We start from the raw sequence: 13,946 nt of genomic DNA, 5'->3' as shown, positions 1-13,946 counted from the left end.
CTCGCCAAGAATTAGATGCGGTGATGAACCCATCGATTTTCCAACACGCTCGCTTGCGATCCGGACGTGCGCTGCTGTTTAAGATCGCCTTTGACGTTATTCAGCGGGCATCCAATCCGGATGCATTCATTTGTTTTAAAAAAACTGGAGGGAAATCAATGGGCATCAGAGACACGCTCGGGCATGCGCTGCTCGACAACGACAAGCTTCATTTCAGCACCGCGGAGACGCTCACGACAGAAGAGCAATGGCTGGTCACGCTGAGCGCGCCGCTGTCCGCGTTCAATGGCGATTACGTCAATGCCGTCGCCACAGGAAAAGACGACGACGAGTTGCGCGAGGGCATCGCGGAAGTGTGGAACGTGCACGACCGTGAGAGCTTTGAGGAAACGGCCCATTGGCTCGTAGAGGAAGGGCAGCGCTCGACCTACCTGTCCACGTGGCAAGCCATTGCCGCCATCGACGCGGCAACCCAGAGCACGCCGGCCGTGCTGCGCCTGGTCATGGATGCGTGGTTCCCCGCGTTCTTCCAGATCAAGGCGCGCAAGAGCCTGGACTACCGCGCGCTGGCGGCGGAGAGCGGGCGATCGGTCACGGACCTGACCCAACTGACGGCAGGCAGCTCAAGCTGGGTCAACGCCTTGCGCAAGCACTTCAAGGCGTCGCCGCCCCAGATTTCCAACCTGGTCGCCTGGGATGCCGTGCGATTGGCCAGCCTGTCGCGGTGGGCGGTGCAACTGGGCTTCATCGAACGCGGGGAATTCGCGGGCTTCGCCGGCGCACTGGCCTCGCAGGTGCGCGAGGCCTATGCCGACTGGTCGCAAGTGAGTGCCGCGTACATCGCCGGCGGCCTGATCTGGCGGTATTCCGACGCGCGCGAAGAACACCTCTTGCGCACGAACCGCATGCTTCTGAGCGATGCCCGCAGCCCTTACCGCGGCGTGCCTTTTCGCTGACATCGGCGGCACCAACGAAAACGGCACCCGAAGGTGCCGTGTCGTGGAATTGTGGTGGGCGGTGGAGGTTTCGAACCTCCGACCCCAGCAGTGTGAATGCTGTGCTCTACCCCTGAGCTAACCGCCCGTGGCACCGCGAGTGCAGTGCCGTGGAATTAATCGCGTTGCGCGAAGCCTTCGATTATGCCACAGCATTTCCGCCGCTTTGGCGAAAGAGCGTGCGGCCGTTGCTTGATTTGTCGAGCTGCGACAACACCGCTTCGTGTGCTGCCAGTTCCTGTTCGCCGGCCGTGATCACCGGCAGTTCGAACTGGCTCAGGTCGATCGTCACCTGGGTGGTGCCCTGCGCCGGCTCGTTCGATGCGACGTCGATCAGCAGCGCGTCCTGGCCGCGCGTGAGGTTGATGTAAACGTCGGCCAGCAGCTGCGCGTCGAGCTTGGCGCCGTGGAAGGTGCGGTTCGAGCGGTCGACGCCGAAGCGGTCGCACAACGCGTCGAGCGAATTGCGCTTGCCCGGATAGACCAGCTTCGCCATGGCCAGCGTGTCGGTCACTTCGCTCACGAAGGTGCGCAGGAGCGGCAGGCCGGCGCGCTCGAATTCCTTGTTGAGGAAGCCGACGTCGAACGCCGCGTTGTGAATGATCAGCTCGGCACCGCGCAGGTACTCGATGATGTCGTTGCCCAGCGTCGCGAACTTCGGCTTGTCGCGCAGGAAGTCGGTCGTCAGGCCGTGCACCTTGAGCGCGTCTTCATGGCTCTCGCGCTCCGGGTTGAAGTAGATGTGCAGGTCGTTGCCGGTGAGCTTGCGGGCGAACAACTCCACGCAGCCGAGCTCGATGACACGGTCGCCGTTCTCGGCAGAGAGACCGGTGGTTTCGGTATCGAGGACGATCTGGCGACTCATGCGTGCCCCCTGTCTCGGCACTTCGTGTCCTCGCCTTCCCCCAAGGGGGGGCGAGCTTGCCTGGGGCGGCCCGGCGCTGCGCTCATCAGTGGTTTTCCTTGGCGTGGTTGATCGAATACTTCGGAATCTCGATCGTCACATTCTCCTGCGCCAGGATCGATTGGCAACTCAGCCGCGATTGCGGCTCCAGGCCCCAGGCGCGGTCCAGCAGGTCTTCTTCGCCCTCTTCCGCCTCGTTGAGCGAGTTGAAGCCCTCGCGCACGACCACGTGGCAGGTGGTGCAGGCGCAGCTCATCTCGCAGGCGTGCTCGATGTTGATGTGGTTGTCCAGCAGCGCCTCGCAGATCGACGTGCCGGCGGGCGCGGTGATTTCGGCGCCTTGCGGGCAGTACTCGGGATGCGGGTAGATCTTGATCGTGGGCATGTTGTTGTTCTAGAGGGATTCGACCTTGCGGCCGGCCAGGGCGCGCGCAATGCCCGCGTTCATGCGTTGGGCGGCGAAGGCCTCGGTGTCGTTGGCCAGCGCCTTGGTGGCGGCCTCGATGGCGGCGGCTTCGCTGCTGCTCTTGGCGACTTCGCGCAGCTTCGCCATCGACGCGTCGATGACGGCACGCTCGTCTTCGTTCAGAAGATCGCCATCGGCATCGAGCGCGCTCTGCGTGGCGAGCAGCATGCGGTCGGCGTCGACACGCGCTTCTACCAGGGCACGGGCCTGCATGTCCTGCTGCGCGGTGGAGAAGCTCTCCTGCAGCATGGTGGCGATCTGGTCGTCGGACAGGCCGTACGACGGCTTGACTGCGACGCTGGCCTCGACGCCGCTGCCCTGCTCCTTGGCACTCACGCTCAAAAGGCCGTCGGCATCGACGGTGAAGGTCACGCGGATGCGCGCCGCGCCGGCCGTCATCGGCGGGATGCCCCGCAGCGTGAAGCGCGCCAGGCTGCGGCAGTCGGACACCAGGTCGCGCTCGCCCTGCACCACGTGCAGCGCAAGGGCGGTCTGGCCGTCCTGGTAGGTCGTGAAGTCCTGCGCCATCGCGGTGGGGATGGTCTGGTTGCGCGGCACGATGCGCTCGACCAGGCCGCCCATCGTTTCGATGCCGAGCGAGAGCGGGATCACGTCCAGCAGCAGCAGTTCGCCCGCGCCGTTGTTGCCGGCCAGCTGGTTGGCCTGGATCGCGGCGCCCAGGGCGACGACTTCGTCGGGGTTCAGGTTGACCAGCGGCTCGCGGCCGAAGAACTGGGCCACCGCCGTGCGGATCTGCGGCATGCGGGTGGAGCCGCCGACGAGCACGATGCCCTGCAGGTCGTCGGCCTCGAGCTTCGCGTCACGCAGCGCCTTGCGGACGGCCACGATGGTCTTGTCCGTGAGCGATTTCGTCGCTGCGTCGAAATGCGCGCGCGTCAGGTCGAACCGGGCGGCACCACCAGCCACATCGGCCTTGAATTCAACGGCGTCCGAATCGGTCAGGGCCTCCTTGGCTGCACGAGCGGCCACGAGCATGGCTGCCTTGTCGCTGTCACTGCCGACCTGCAAGCCGGCCTGGGTGCGCACGAAGTCGGCGAGCGCGTGGTCGTAGTCGTCGCCGCCGAGCGCCGAGTCGCCGCCAGTGGCGATGACCTCGAACACGCCCTGCGTGAGCCGCAGGATGGAGATGTCGAAGGTGCCGCCGCCAAGGTCGTAGACCGCGTAGACGCCTTCGCTCGCGTTGTCCAGGCCGTAGGCGATCGCCGCGGCCGTGGGCTCACTGATCAGGCGCAGCACGTTGAGACCGGCCAGTTGCGCGGCGTCCTTGGTGGCCTGGCGCTGGCCCTCGTCGAAGTAGGCCGGTACGGTGATGACGGCGCCGTAGAGCTCGTCGTCGAAGGTGTCTTCGGCGCGAAAGCGCAGCGTCGCCAGGATCTCTGCGCTGATCTCGACGGGCGACTTCTCACCCACCGTGGTCTGCACCTTCACCATGCCGCCGTCGTCGCCGCCGATGCGGTAGGACATGGCTTCGCGGTTCGCGATGTCGGCAAGGCCGCGGCCCATGAGGCGCTTGACCGAGGTGATGGTGTTGGCGGGGTCCTGCGCGCGTGCGGCGAGCGCATCGAAACCGATCTGCCGGCGATCGCCTTCGAGGTAGCGCACAGCCGAAGGCAACAGCACGCGGCCCTGGTCGTCGGGCAGGCACTCGGCCACGCCGTTGCGCACCGCGGCCACCAGCGAGTGCGTGGTGCCGAGGTCGATGCCCACGGCAATGCGGCGCTGATGCGGATCGGGCGCCTGGCCGGGTTCGGAAATCTGAAGAAGAGCCATAAGGGCCTATTGTCCCAACTGATCGAATTTGGCTTCGACGTCCTGTCCGAAGCGCTCAATGAACATGAGGGCTCTCACCTGTTGCGCGGCAGCCGGATAGTCGCCCTTCTCGTCGATTAGCCAATCGAGCGAGGACAGGGTACGGGCGCGGCCGGCATCGACCTCGGCTTGCAGCTTCTCGACGGCGGCGATGTCCCCGGCGTCGTCGAGCGCCTCGCGCCATTCCATCTGCTGCATCAGGAAGTCGGGCGGCATGGCCGTGTTGTTCTCTGCGTTCAGCGGCGCGTCGTGCAGTTCGCAGATGTAGCTCGCGCGGCGGATCGGGTCCTTCAGGCGCTGGTAGGCCTCGTTGATGCGCACCGACCACTGCATGGCCACGCGCTGCGCCGCGGCGCCCTGCGCGGCGAAGCGGTCGGGGTGGGCCTCGCGCTGCAGTTCTTTCCAGCGCGCGTCGAGCGCGGCGCGGTCCTGCGCGAAAGTCGCCGGGACGGCGAACAGTTCAAAGTCGGTGTCGTTCAGGTTCATGGCAAGAAAAAACCGCCAGCACATGACATGGTGGCGGCTGTGGTCGCGGTCAGCGACGACGCATCAGATGCGAAAGCTTTCTCCGCAGCCGCAGCGATCGCGCTCGTTCGGATTGATGAACTTGAAGCCTTCGTTCAGGCCCTCGCGCACGAAGTCCAGTTGCGTGCCGTCGATGTAGGCCAGGCTCTTCGGGTCGACCAGCACCTTCACGCCGTGGTCTTCGAACACCACGTCTTCAGGCGTGAACTCGTCGACGTACTCGAGCTTGTAGGCCAAGCCGGAGCATCCCGTGGTCTTCACGCCCAGCCGCACGCCCACGCCCTTGCCCCGTTTGCCGAGGTAGCGGGTGACGTGGCGCGCAGCGGCTTCGGTCAGCGTGACGGCCATTTCAGTGAACAGCTTCGGCGGCCGACTCGGTGGTCTTGGCGCCGTGCTTGGCCTTGTAGTCGTTCACGGCCGCCTTGATGGCGTCTTCCGCGAGGATCGAGCAGTGGATCTTGACCGGCGGCAGCGCCAGTTCTTCGGCGATCTGCGCGTTCTTGAGCGCAGCCGCCTCGTCGAGCGTCTTGCCCTTGACCCATTCGGTCACGAGCGACGACGAGGCAATGGCCGAGCCGCAGCCGTAGGTCTTGAAGCGTGCGTCTTCGATCACGCCGGTTTCCGGGTTGACCTTGATCTGCAGCTTCATCACGTCGCCGCAGGCCGGCGCGCCGACCATGCCGGTGCCTACCGAGTCGTCGCCCTTTTCGAAGGAGCCGACGTTGCGTGGATTTTCGTAGTGGTCGATGACCTTGGAAGAATATGCCATGGTGTACCTCTCAAACTTTGTTCAATCGTGGAGCCTCGGGGCGGGCCGTTCGTGTCTGCGCTTGTATGTGTGTCAGTGGGCCGACCACTGGATCGTGCTGATGTCGACGCCGTCCTGGAACATCTCCCAGAGCGGGCTCAGCTCGCGCAGCTTGGCTACGTTGTGCTTGATGGTCGAGATGGCGTAGTCGATTTCTTCTTCGGTCGTGAAGCGGCCGATGGTCATGCGAAGGCTGCTGTGGGCCAGCTCGTCGCTGCGGCCCAGGGCGCGCAGCACATAGCTGGGCTCCAGGCTGGCCGAGGTACAAGCCGAACCCGACGACACCGCCAGGCCCTTGATACCCATGATCAGCGATTCGCCTTCGACGTAATTGAAGCTCATGTTCAGGTTGTGCGGCACGCGGCGTTCGAGGTCGCCGTTGATGAACACCTGCTCGACATCCTTCAGGCCGTCCAACAGGCGTTGCTGCAGGCGGCGCGCATGGGCGATGTCGTCCTTCATCTCGAGCTTGGCGATGCGATAGGCCTCGCCCATGCCGACGATCTGGTGCGTGGGCAGGGTGCCCGAGCGCATGCCGCGCTCATGACCGCCGCCGTGCATCTGCGCTTCCAGGCGAATGCGGGGCTTCCGGCGCACGTACAGGGCGCCGATGCCCTTGGGACCGTAGGTCTTGTGCGAGGCGAGGCTCATCAGGTCGATGGGCAACTTCGTGATGTCGATGTCGACCTTGCCGGTGGCCTGGGCCGAGTCGACGTGGAAGATCACGCCCTTCTCGCGGCAGACGTTACCGAGCGCGACCACGTCCTGGATCACGCCGATTTCGTTGTTCACGAACAGCACGCTGGCCAGGATGGTGTCGGGGCGGATCGCCGCCTTGAACTTGTCGAGATCGACCAGGCCGTTTTCCTCGACGTCCAGGTAAGTGACTTCAAAGCCCTGGCGCTCGAGTTCGCGCATGGTGTCGAGCACAGCCTTGTGCTCGGTCTTCAGCGTGATCAGGTGCTTGCCCTTGCCCTTGTAGAACTGGGCCGCGCCCTTGAGCGCGAGATTGATCGACTCGGTGGCGCCCGAGGTCCAGACGATCTCGCGAGGGTCCGCATTGATCAGGTCCGCCACTTGGCCGCGCGCCTTCTCGACCGCCTCTTCAGCTTCCCAGCCCCAAGCATGGCTGCGCGACGCCGGGTTGCCGAAGTGCTCGCGCAACCAGGGAATCATGGCGTCGACCACACGCGGGTCGACCGGCGTAGTCGCGCCGTAATCGAGATAGATCGGAAAATGAGGAGTGACGTCCATGGCTGGCTCGGGCTGGCGTGGGGGTTGTTCTTTGATCTGGGCTTCTGGCGGCGGCGCTCTTCGGCGCCGCTCGCAACTCAGGACTTGGCGAAGACGTTGCCGAGGGCAAACACCGAATTCGGCGCATTCACGCGAATCGGCTTGACCACCGGCTGCGCCGAGATCGCGCGCTTGACGACCGGCTTGTTCTCGATCTGCACGCCCTTGGCGATCTGGTCGTCGACCAGCTTCTGCAAGGTGACGGAATCGAGAAACTCGACCATGCGCTGGTTCAGCGAAGCCCAGAGCTCGTGCGTCATGCAACGGCCGGCTTCGCCCAGGCAGTTTTCCTTGCCGCCGCATTGCGTGGCATCGATGGGCTCATCGACGGAAACAATGATGTCGGCCACGGTGATATCCGCAGCCTTGCGGCCGAGGCTGTAGCCGCCGCCGGGGCCACGGGTCGACTCGACCAGTTCGTGGCGGCGCAACTTGCCGAACAGCTGTTCGAGGTACGACAACGAAATCTGCTGCCGCTGACTGATTGCAGCCAAGGTGACCGGACCGGTGTTCTGGCGCAGGGCCAGATCGATCATGGCGGTGACCGCAAAACGGCCTTTGGTAGTGAGACGCATCGCAAGCTCCTTCAAGTGCTTACCGTTGAAATGACACCATGGTCCTGGACCGCGGTGACTTCGTCTCCGCCCTGCCCGACCCTTGACACTGGTGAACCAGTCGGTAGGAGTCGGTCCTTCATCGCGAAGTTCTAGTTTTTGTTGTTGAGTGTTTCGGTCAAGTATAGCAGAAGGCCCTCAACTCTGCTGGGGTAAACCCCAGCGCCAACCCCTTGAAGAACGCGGACTTCCGGCCTACGACGGCAAGATCGCGATGTTGTCGCCGCCCGCCGCCCCGAACGCCTGCTCGCGCAGCAGCGCCAGCTGATCCCGAACCCTTGCCGCCTTCTCGAATTCGAGGTTGCGGGCGTGCTCGAGCATGAGCTTCTCCAGCCGCTTGATTTCCCGCGCGAAGTCCTTCTCACTCATGTCCTCGACCTTGGCGCGTTCCAGGTCGAGCTTGGCCATTTCCTTGCCTGTCTTCTCGCTGTAGACCCCGTCGATCAGGTCGCGCACCTGCTTGACGATGCTGCGCGGCGTGATGCCATTGGCCTCGTTGTGGGCGATCTGTCGGACGCGACGGCGCTCGGTTTCGCTGATGGCCTTCTTCATCGAGTCGGTCATCCGGTCGGCGTACAGGATCGCCTTGCCGTTCAGGTTCCGCGCCGCGCGGCCGATGGTCTGGATCAGCGAGCGCTCCGCACGGAGGAAACCTTCCTTGTCCGCATCGAGGATCGCCACCAGCGACACCTCGGGAATGTCCAGCCCCTCGCGCAGCAGGTTGATGCCCACCAGCACGTCGAAGGCGCCCAGGCGCAAGTCGCGCAGGATTTCCACCCGCTCGACCGTGTCTACGTCGCTGTGCAGGTAGCGCACCTTCACGCCGTTGTCGCCCAGGTAGTCGGTCAGTTGCTCGGCCATGCGCTTGGTCAGCGTGGTGATGAGCACACGCTCGTTCTTGTCGACGCGGATGCGGATCTCGCCCAGTACGTCGTCGACCTGGTGTGTCGCGGGACGCACCTCGACCTCGGGGTCGATCAGGCCCGTCGGGCGCACGAGCTGCTCGACGACATTGCCCGAATGATCCTTCTCGTACTGCGCCGGCGTGGCCGAAACAAAGATCGCCTGCCGCATGCGCTTTTCGAATTCCTCGAACTTGAGCGGCCGGTTGTCCATCGCCGAAGGCAGCCGGAAGCCGTACTCGACCAGCGTGGTCTTGCGCGCCCGGTCGCCGCTGTACATGGCGTTGAGCTGGCCGATCATCTGGTGGCTCTCGTCCAGGAACATCAGCGCGTCCTTCGGCAGGTAGTCGGTCAGCGTGGCCGGCGGGTCGCCGGGCGCCGCGCCCGAGAGGTGGCGCGAGTAGTTCTCGATGCCCTTGCAGTGGCCGATCTCGGCGAGCATCTCGAGGTCGAAGCGGGTGCGCTGCTCCAGGCGCTGCGCCTCCACGAGCTTGCCCTGCCCCACGAACTCCTTGAGCCGTTCGGCCAGTTCGATCTTGATGGTCTCGACCGCGCCCAGCACCTTGTCGCGCGGCGTCACGTAGTGGCTCGACGGATACACCGTGAAGCGCGGGATCTTCTGGCGAATTCGGCCGGTGAGCGGATCGAACAGCTGCAGCGTCTCGATCTCGTCGTCAAACAATTCGATGCGGATCGCCAGTTCGCTGTGTTCGGCCGGGAACACGTCGATCGTGTCGCCGCGCACGCGGAACGTGCCACGCGCAAAGTCCTGCTCGTTGCGCGTGTACTGCATGCGGATCAGCCGGCTGATCACGTCGCGCTGTCCGATCTTGTCGCCCACCCGCATGATGAAACGCATCTGCGTGTAGTCCTCGGGCGTGCCGATGCCGTAGATCGCGCTCACCGTCGCCACGATGACCGTGTCGCGCCGCTCCAGCACGCTCTTGGTGGCCGACAGGCGCATCTGCTCGATGTGCTCGTTGATCGAGGAGTCCTTCTCGATGAACAGATCGCGCTGCGGCACGTAGGCCTCGGGCTGGTAGTAGTCGTAGTAGCTCACGAAGTACTCGATCGCGTTCTTCGGGAAGAACTCGCGAAACTCGCTGTAGAGCTGCGCGGCCAGCGTCTTGTTGGGCGCGAACACGATGGCCGGGCGGCCCAGCCGCGCGATCACGTTGGCCATGGTGAAGGTCTTGCCCGAGCCCGTCACGCCCAGCAGCGTCTGGAAGACCTCGCCGTCGATCACGCCCTCGACCAGCCCGTCGATTGCCTTGGGCTGGTCCCCGGCCGGCGGATACGGCTGGAAAAGCTCGAACGGCGAGTCGGGATACTTGATGAACTGGCCTTCTTTCGCCGGACCGATCGGGTCCAGTTTCTTCAGGTCTGCTATGGCTTCGGTGTTCTCTGGCATGGCTGTTCCCGACAGGTGGCGATGGCGCCGGTAAAATTCAAGGCAACCGGAAAGCGTAGCGCAAGTCCGGTTGCCAGCGAAGCTTTCATCCCAAAGGACCTTTCCATGTCTATGTTCACCGCGGTCGAAATGGCACCGCGCGACCCGATCCTCGGCCTCAACGAGCAATTTGGAGCCGATACCAATCCCAACAAGGTCAATCTCGGCGTCGGCGTCTATTACGACGACAACGGCAAGCTGCCCCTGCTGCAGTGCGTGCAGGCCGCCGAACAGGACATGATGAAAGCGCCCACGGCGCGCGGTTATCTCCCCATCGACGGCATCGTGGCGTACGACAACGCCGTGAAGACACTGGTTTTCGGTGCCGACAGCGAGCCCGTGCAATCGGGCCGCGTGGCCACGATCCAGGCCATCGGCGGCACCGGCGGCCTGAAGGTCGGCGCCGACTTCCTGAAGAAGCTCAACCCCAAGGCCAAGGTGCTGATCAGCGACCCGAGCTGGGAAAACCACCGCGCCCTGTTCACCAACGCGGGCTTCGACGTCGAAAGCTATCCCTACTACGACGCCGCCAAGCGCGGGGTCAACTTCGAGGGCATGCTGGCCGCGCTGAACGCAGCGCCCGCGGGCACCGTCGTCGTGCTGCACGCCTGCTGCCACAACCCGACCGGCTACGACATCACCGCAGCCCAGTGGGACCAGGTCGTCGCCGCAGTCAAGGCCAAGGGCCTCGTGCCCTTCCTGGACATGGCCTACCAGGGCTTCGGCTACGGCCTGAAGGAAGACGGCGCCGCCGTCGCCAAGTTCGTAGAAGCGGGTCTGACGTTCTTCGTCTCGACCTCGTTCTCCAAGAGCTTCAGCCTCTACGGCGAACGCGTGGGCGCCCTCTCGGTGCTGTGCGAGAACAAGGAAGAAGCCGGCCGCGTGCTGTCGCAGCTGAAGATCGCCATCCGCACCAACTACAGCAACCCGCCGATCCACGGCGGCGCGGTGGTGGCCGCGGTGCTCGGCAATGCCGAGCTGCGCGCCCTCTGGGAAAAGGAACTCGGCGAGATGCGCGTGCGTATCAAGGCCATGCGCCAGAAGCTGGTCGATGGCCTGAAGGCGGCCGGCGTGAAGGAAGACATGAGCTTCATCACCACGCAGATCGGCATGTTCAGCTACTCGGGCCTCACCAAGGACCAGATGGTGCGCCTGCGCAATGAATTCGGCGTGTACGGCACCGACACCGGCCGCATGTGCGTGGCCGCACTGAACAGCAAGAACATCGACTACGTCTGCGCGTCGATCGCCAAAGTCATCTAGGTGACAGCAAAGTGTGAAGGAATCCGTCTTGCGACGATTCCTTCACACCTTTCGCCAGAAGGGGCCCTGTCGCGAGGTCGGACTAGGGGTTAGGCCCCCTGCATGGCGGCAGATGCGCTGATATATTGCACCGCAACATTCCACTCCAAGACCAGCGATGCTCTATCAACTCTACGAAGCCCAGCGTTCCCTGATGGAGCCGTTCTCGGACTTCGCGCAAGCGGCCTCCAAGCTCTACGGCCAAGGCGCCGTGTGGGGGCAGTTGCCCATGGCCCAGCGCATGGCCGCGGGCTACGACCTGCTCTACCGCCTGGGCAAGGACTACGAGAAGCCGGAGTTCAACATCAAGTCGGTGAAGGTCGATGGCGAAGAAGTCGTCATCCAGGAGGCCGTCGAGCTCGACAAGCCCTTCTGCGAGTTGCGCCGCTTCAAGCGCTTCACCGACGAGCCGCACATCCTCAAGACGCTCAAGAGCCAGCCCGTGGTGCTGATCGTGGCGCCGCTGTCGGGCCACTACGCCACGCTCTTGCGCGATACCGTGCGCACCATGCTGCAGGACCACAAGGTCTACATCACCGACTGGAAGAATGCGCGCCTCGTGCCGATGTCCGAGGGCGAGTTCCACCTGGACGACTACATCAACTACGTGCAGGAGTTCATCCGCCGCCTGCAGGCCGAGTACGGCAACTGCCACGTGGTGAGCGTGTGCCAGCCCACCGTGCCGGTGCTCGCGGCCGTGTCGCTCATGGCCAGCCGCAAGGAGCCGCTGCCGCTCACGCTGACGATGATGGGCGGCCCGATCGACGCCCGCAAGTCGCCCACCGCGGTCAACAACCTCGCGATGAACAAGAGCTACGAATGGTTCGAGAACAACGTGATCTACCGCGTGCCCCAGGGCTTCCCCGGTGAAGGCCGCCGCGTGTACCCCGGCTTCCTGCAGCACACCGGCTTCGTGGCCATGAACCCCGACCGCCACGCGACCAGCCACTACGACTACTTCAAGGACCTCATCAAGGGCGACGACGCCAGCGCCGAGGCCCACCGCAAGTTCTACGACGAGTACAACGCCGTGCTGGACATGGATGCCGATTACTACCTGGACACCATCCGCACCGTGTTCCAGCAGTTCGAACTCGTGAACGGCACCTGGGACGTGAAGAACCCCGAAGGCCAGATCGAGCGCGTGCGTCCGCAGGACATCCGCACGGCCGCGCTGCTGACGGTCGAAGGCGAGCTGGACGACATCTCCGGCTCGGGCCAGACCGAAGCCGCGCACAGCCTGTGCACCGGCGTCGCCGACTCGAAGCGCGAGCACTATGAAGTCAAGGGCGCGGGCCACTACGGCATCTTCAGCGGCCGCCGCTGGCGCGACCTGGTCTACCCGAAGCTGGTGAAGTTCATCGCTGCAAACGACCAGCCGCAAAGCCGTGCCGGTGCGCGCGAAAGCCTCGCAGCCGAAGACCGGATCAAGCCAGGCCAGAAGGTTGCGGCCGTTGCGGCCAAGAAGTCACCGGCCGCGAAGAAGGCTGTCGTGGCCGCCCCCGCCAAGAAACCCGCGGCCGCTGCCAAGAAGCCGCGCGCCCGCACCGCGCGCTGAGGCGCGCGCAACCCACAGTGAACGGGCTGGCCGCACGCATCAACGACGCACTGCCGCAAACGCAGTGCACACGGTGCGGCTACCCCGATTGCGCCGGCTACGCGCAAGCCGTGGCCGATGGCGAGGCCGGCATCAACCAATGCCCGCCGGGCGGCGCCGAAGGCATAGCCCGCCTTGCGCAACTCACGGGACGGCCGCTTCTGCCGCTCGATCCGCAATTCGGCATCGAAGGCCCACGCGCCATGGCGGTCATCGACGAGGCCTGGTGCATCGGCTGCACGCTCTGCCTCGACGCCTGTCCGACCGATGCGATCGTCGGCATCAACAAGCGCATGCACACGGTGATCGAGGCGCACTGCACGGGCTGCGAACTCTGCATTCCGGTCTGCCCGGTCGATTGCATTTCGCTCGAAGTCGAGACGCCGGGCCGCAGCGGCTGGCAGGCGTGGTCGCAGGCACAGGCCGAAGCCGCGCTGCAGCGCTACAAGCTGCATGGCCAGCACCGCGACGCTGCAAAGCGCGAAGCCGAACCGCCCCCCGCCATCGCCGAGCCGCAAGCCGCCGACACGCGCAAGCGCTCCATCGTCGAAGCCGCCCTCGCGCGCGCCCGCGCCGCCGCCGAACAACGCGAAAAAAACACCCCCAAGCCATGACACTCGACACGCTGCTGATCTACGTCGTCGCCTCGCTCGCCCTCGCCGTGATTCCCGGCCCCACGATGCTGCTGGCGCTGTCCAACGGCATCGACGGCGGCATGCGGCGCGCGAGCTGGGGCATTGCGGGCGCATCGCTCGGCAGCATCACGCTGATCGCGGTGGTCGCACTCGGTTTGGGCTCGCTGCTCGCCGCATCGGAACTGCTCTTCAACGCGATCCGCGTGGCGGGTGTCGTCTACCTCGTCTGGCTCGGCATCAAGCTCTGGCGCAGCGAAGCGACCGACCTGGGCACCGCGCTCGCCAGGTCCGCCAGCGAAGTCCGCCCGCACGGCCGCGTGGCGCTGATGCGCAGCCTGCTCGTGGCGCTGTCGAACCCGAAGACGGTGCTGTTCTTCGCGGCTTTCCTGCCGCAGTTCATCGACATCACGAAGCCGCAGGGCCCGCAGTACCTCTTGCTCGGCGCGATCTTCGTGGTGCTCGACACCTGCGTGATGCTGGCCTATGCGGCCGCCGGAACGCAGGCCGTGCGCTGGCTCTCGCGCCGCGGCCTCAAGGTGCTGAACCGCAGCTGCGCGGCCGGCATGTGGCTGCTGGCAGCCACGCTCGCCTTCTGGCGCCGTCCGGGCACCTGAGCGGCCCAGCG

The 13,946-nt window shown here is 64.9% G+C and carries 14 protein-coding genes and 1 tRNA gene; 5 read left to right on the top strand and 10 right to left on the bottom strand.

The window, feature by feature from the left end; genetic code table 11:
* The first annotated feature begins 23 nt into the window (after positions 1-23).
* On the top strand, positions 24-956 hold the full coding sequence (locus BM133_RS04085; RefSeq protein WP_093431832.1) for a DUF1266 domain-containing protein: 933 nt from the start codon (positions 24-26) through the stop codon (positions 954-956).
* Between the two features lie 52 nt (positions 957-1,008).
* Here the strand turns inward: BM133_RS04085 and BM133_RS04080 are convergent.
* From BM133_RS04080 to uvrB, 10 genes are all read right to left on the bottom strand, one after another.
* Positions 1,009-1,083: transfer RNA gene (locus tag BM133_RS04080), tRNA-Val, on the bottom strand.
* A gap of 54 nt (positions 1,084-1,137) precedes the next feature.
* On the bottom strand, positions 1,138-1,860 hold the full coding sequence (dnaQ, locus tag BM133_RS04075) for a DNA polymerase III subunit epsilon (RefSeq protein ID WP_093431830.1): 723 nt from the start codon (positions 1,858-1,860) through the stop codon (positions 1,138-1,140).
* 85 nt (positions 1,861-1,945) lie between these two features.
* Complete coding sequence (fdx, locus tag BM133_RS04070) at positions 1,946-2,284, bottom strand: ISC system 2Fe-2S type ferredoxin (RefSeq protein WP_093431829.1); 339 nt, start codon at positions 2,282-2,284, stop codon at positions 1,946-1,948.
* A 9-nt stretch (positions 2,285-2,293) separates the two neighbouring features.
* Positions 2,294-4,156 carry a Fe-S protein assembly chaperone HscA gene (gene hscA / locus BM133_RS04065; RefSeq protein ID WP_093431827.1) on the bottom strand — a complete coding sequence of 621 codons (1,863 nt, stop codon included), beginning with the start codon at positions 4,154-4,156 and terminating at the stop codon, positions 2,294-2,296.
* A 6-nt stretch (positions 4,157-4,162) separates the two neighbouring features.
* Positions 4,163-4,681 carry a Fe-S protein assembly co-chaperone HscB gene (gene hscB / locus BM133_RS04060; RefSeq protein ID WP_093431826.1) on the bottom strand — a complete coding sequence of 173 codons (519 nt, stop codon included), beginning with the start codon at positions 4,679-4,681 and terminating at the stop codon, positions 4,163-4,165.
* Between the two features lie 63 nt (positions 4,682-4,744).
* Positions 4,745-5,068, bottom strand: coding sequence for an iron-sulfur cluster assembly protein IscA (gene iscA / locus BM133_RS04055; protein WP_007828190.1), 324 nt, complete (start codon positions 5,066-5,068; stop codon positions 4,745-4,747).
* A gap of 1 nt (position 5,069) precedes the next feature.
* Positions 5,070-5,489, bottom strand: coding sequence for a Fe-S cluster assembly scaffold IscU (iscU, locus tag BM133_RS04050; protein WP_093431824.1), 420 nt, complete (start codon positions 5,487-5,489; stop codon positions 5,070-5,072).
* A 72-nt stretch (positions 5,490-5,561) separates the two neighbouring features.
* A complete protein-coding gene (locus BM133_RS04045) occupies positions 5,562-6,782 on the bottom strand; it encodes an IscS subfamily cysteine desulfurase (RefSeq protein WP_093431823.1) in 1,221 nt (406 codons plus the stop codon).
* Between the two features lie 77 nt (positions 6,783-6,859).
* Positions 6,860-7,396, bottom strand: coding sequence for a Fe-S cluster assembly transcriptional regulator IscR (iscR, locus tag BM133_RS04040; protein WP_093237517.1), 537 nt, complete (start codon positions 7,394-7,396; stop codon positions 6,860-6,862).
* 234 nt (positions 7,397-7,630) lie between these two features.
* Positions 7,631-9,748, bottom strand: a complete 2,118-nt coding sequence (gene uvrB, locus BM133_RS04035; protein WP_093431821.1) for an excinuclease ABC subunit UvrB — start codon at positions 9,746-9,748, stop codon at positions 7,631-7,633.
* Positions 9,749-9,853: 105 nt separating this feature from the next.
* On the opposite strand from uvrB, the gene BM133_RS04030 reads away from it, so the two are divergent.
* The 4 genes from BM133_RS04030 to BM133_RS04015 all read left to right on the top strand — a co-directional run bounded on the left by BM133_RS04030 (position 9,854) and on the right by BM133_RS04015 (position 13,935).
* Positions 9,854-11,050 (top strand): amino acid aminotransferase, encoded by a 1,197-nt coding sequence (locus BM133_RS04030; protein WP_093431820.1) that lies wholly within the window; start codon positions 9,854-9,856, stop codon positions 11,048-11,050.
* 157 nt (positions 11,051-11,207) lie between these two features.
* A complete protein-coding gene (locus BM133_RS04025) occupies positions 11,208-12,647 on the top strand; it encodes a polyhydroxyalkanoate depolymerase (protein ID WP_093431818.1) in 1,440 nt (479 codons plus the stop codon).
* A 17-nt stretch (positions 12,648-12,664) separates the two neighbouring features.
* Positions 12,665-13,300 carry an RnfABCDGE type electron transport complex subunit B gene (locus tag BM133_RS04020; protein WP_093431817.1) on the top strand — a complete coding sequence of 212 codons (636 nt, stop codon included), beginning with the start codon at positions 12,665-12,667 and terminating at the stop codon, positions 13,298-13,300.
* Positions 13,297-13,935, top strand: a complete 639-nt coding sequence (locus BM133_RS04015; protein ID WP_093431815.1) for a LysE family translocator — start codon at positions 13,297-13,299, stop codon at positions 13,933-13,935. Before BM133_RS04020 ends, BM133_RS04015 begins: the two co-directional genes overlap by 4 nt.
* Positions 13,936-13,946 lie beyond the last annotated feature (11 nt).

The organism is Variovorax sp. 770b2 (assembly GCF_900115685.1).
GTDB lineage: Bacteria > Pseudomonadota > Gammaproteobacteria > Burkholderiales > Burkholderiaceae_C > Variovorax.
The sequence above is the reverse complement of the archived record's forward strand: the minus strand, read 5'-3'. Positions and strand labels throughout refer to the sequence as shown.

What these genes read in the sequence shown, in the direction of transcription:
- iscA (WP_007828190.1), bottom strand. Translation starts at nt 5,068, where the DNA reads ATGGCCGTCACGCTGACCGAAGCCGCTGCGCGCCACGTCACCCGCTAC.
- BM133_RS04025 (WP_093431818.1), top strand. Translation starts at nt 11,208, where the DNA reads ATGCTCTATCAACTCTACGAAGCCCAGCGTTCCCTGATGGAGCCGTTC.
- iscU (WP_093431824.1), bottom strand. Translation starts at nt 5,489, where the DNA reads ATGGCATATTCTTCCAAGGTCATCGACCACTACGAAAATCCACGCAAC.
- BM133_RS04085 (WP_093431832.1), top strand. Translation starts at nt 24, where the DNA reads ATGAACCCATCGATTTTCCAACACGCTCGCTTGCGATCCGGACGTGCG.
- hscA (WP_093431827.1), bottom strand. Translation starts at nt 4,156, where the DNA reads ATGGCTCTTCTTCAGATTTCCGAACCCGGCCAGGCGCCCGATCCGCAT.
- iscR (WP_093237517.1), bottom strand. Translation starts at nt 7,396, where the DNA reads ATGCGTCTCACTACCAAAGGCCGTTTTGCGGTCACCGCCATGATCGAT.
- BM133_RS04045 (WP_093431823.1), bottom strand. Translation starts at nt 6,782, where the DNA reads ATGGACGTCACTCCTCATTTTCCGATCTATCTCGATTACGGCGCGACT.
- BM133_RS04015 (WP_093431815.1), top strand. Translation starts at nt 13,297, where the DNA reads ATGACACTCGACACGCTGCTGATCTACGTCGTCGCCTCGCTCGCCCTC.
- hscB (WP_093431826.1), bottom strand. Translation starts at nt 4,681, where the DNA reads ATGAACCTGAACGACACCGACTTTGAACTGTTCGCCGTCCCGGCGACT.
- fdx (WP_093431829.1), bottom strand. Translation starts at nt 2,284, where the DNA reads ATGCCCACGATCAAGATCTACCCGCATCCCGAGTACTGCCCGCAAGGC.
- uvrB (WP_093431821.1), bottom strand. Translation starts at nt 9,748, where the DNA reads ATGCCAGAGAACACCGAAGCCATAGCAGACCTGAAGAAACTGGACCCG.
- BM133_RS04030 (WP_093431820.1), top strand. Translation starts at nt 9,854, where the DNA reads ATGTCTATGTTCACCGCGGTCGAAATGGCACCGCGCGACCCGATCCTC.
- dnaQ (WP_093431830.1), bottom strand. Translation starts at nt 1,860, where the DNA reads ATGAGTCGCCAGATCGTCCTCGATACCGAAACCACCGGTCTCTCTGCC.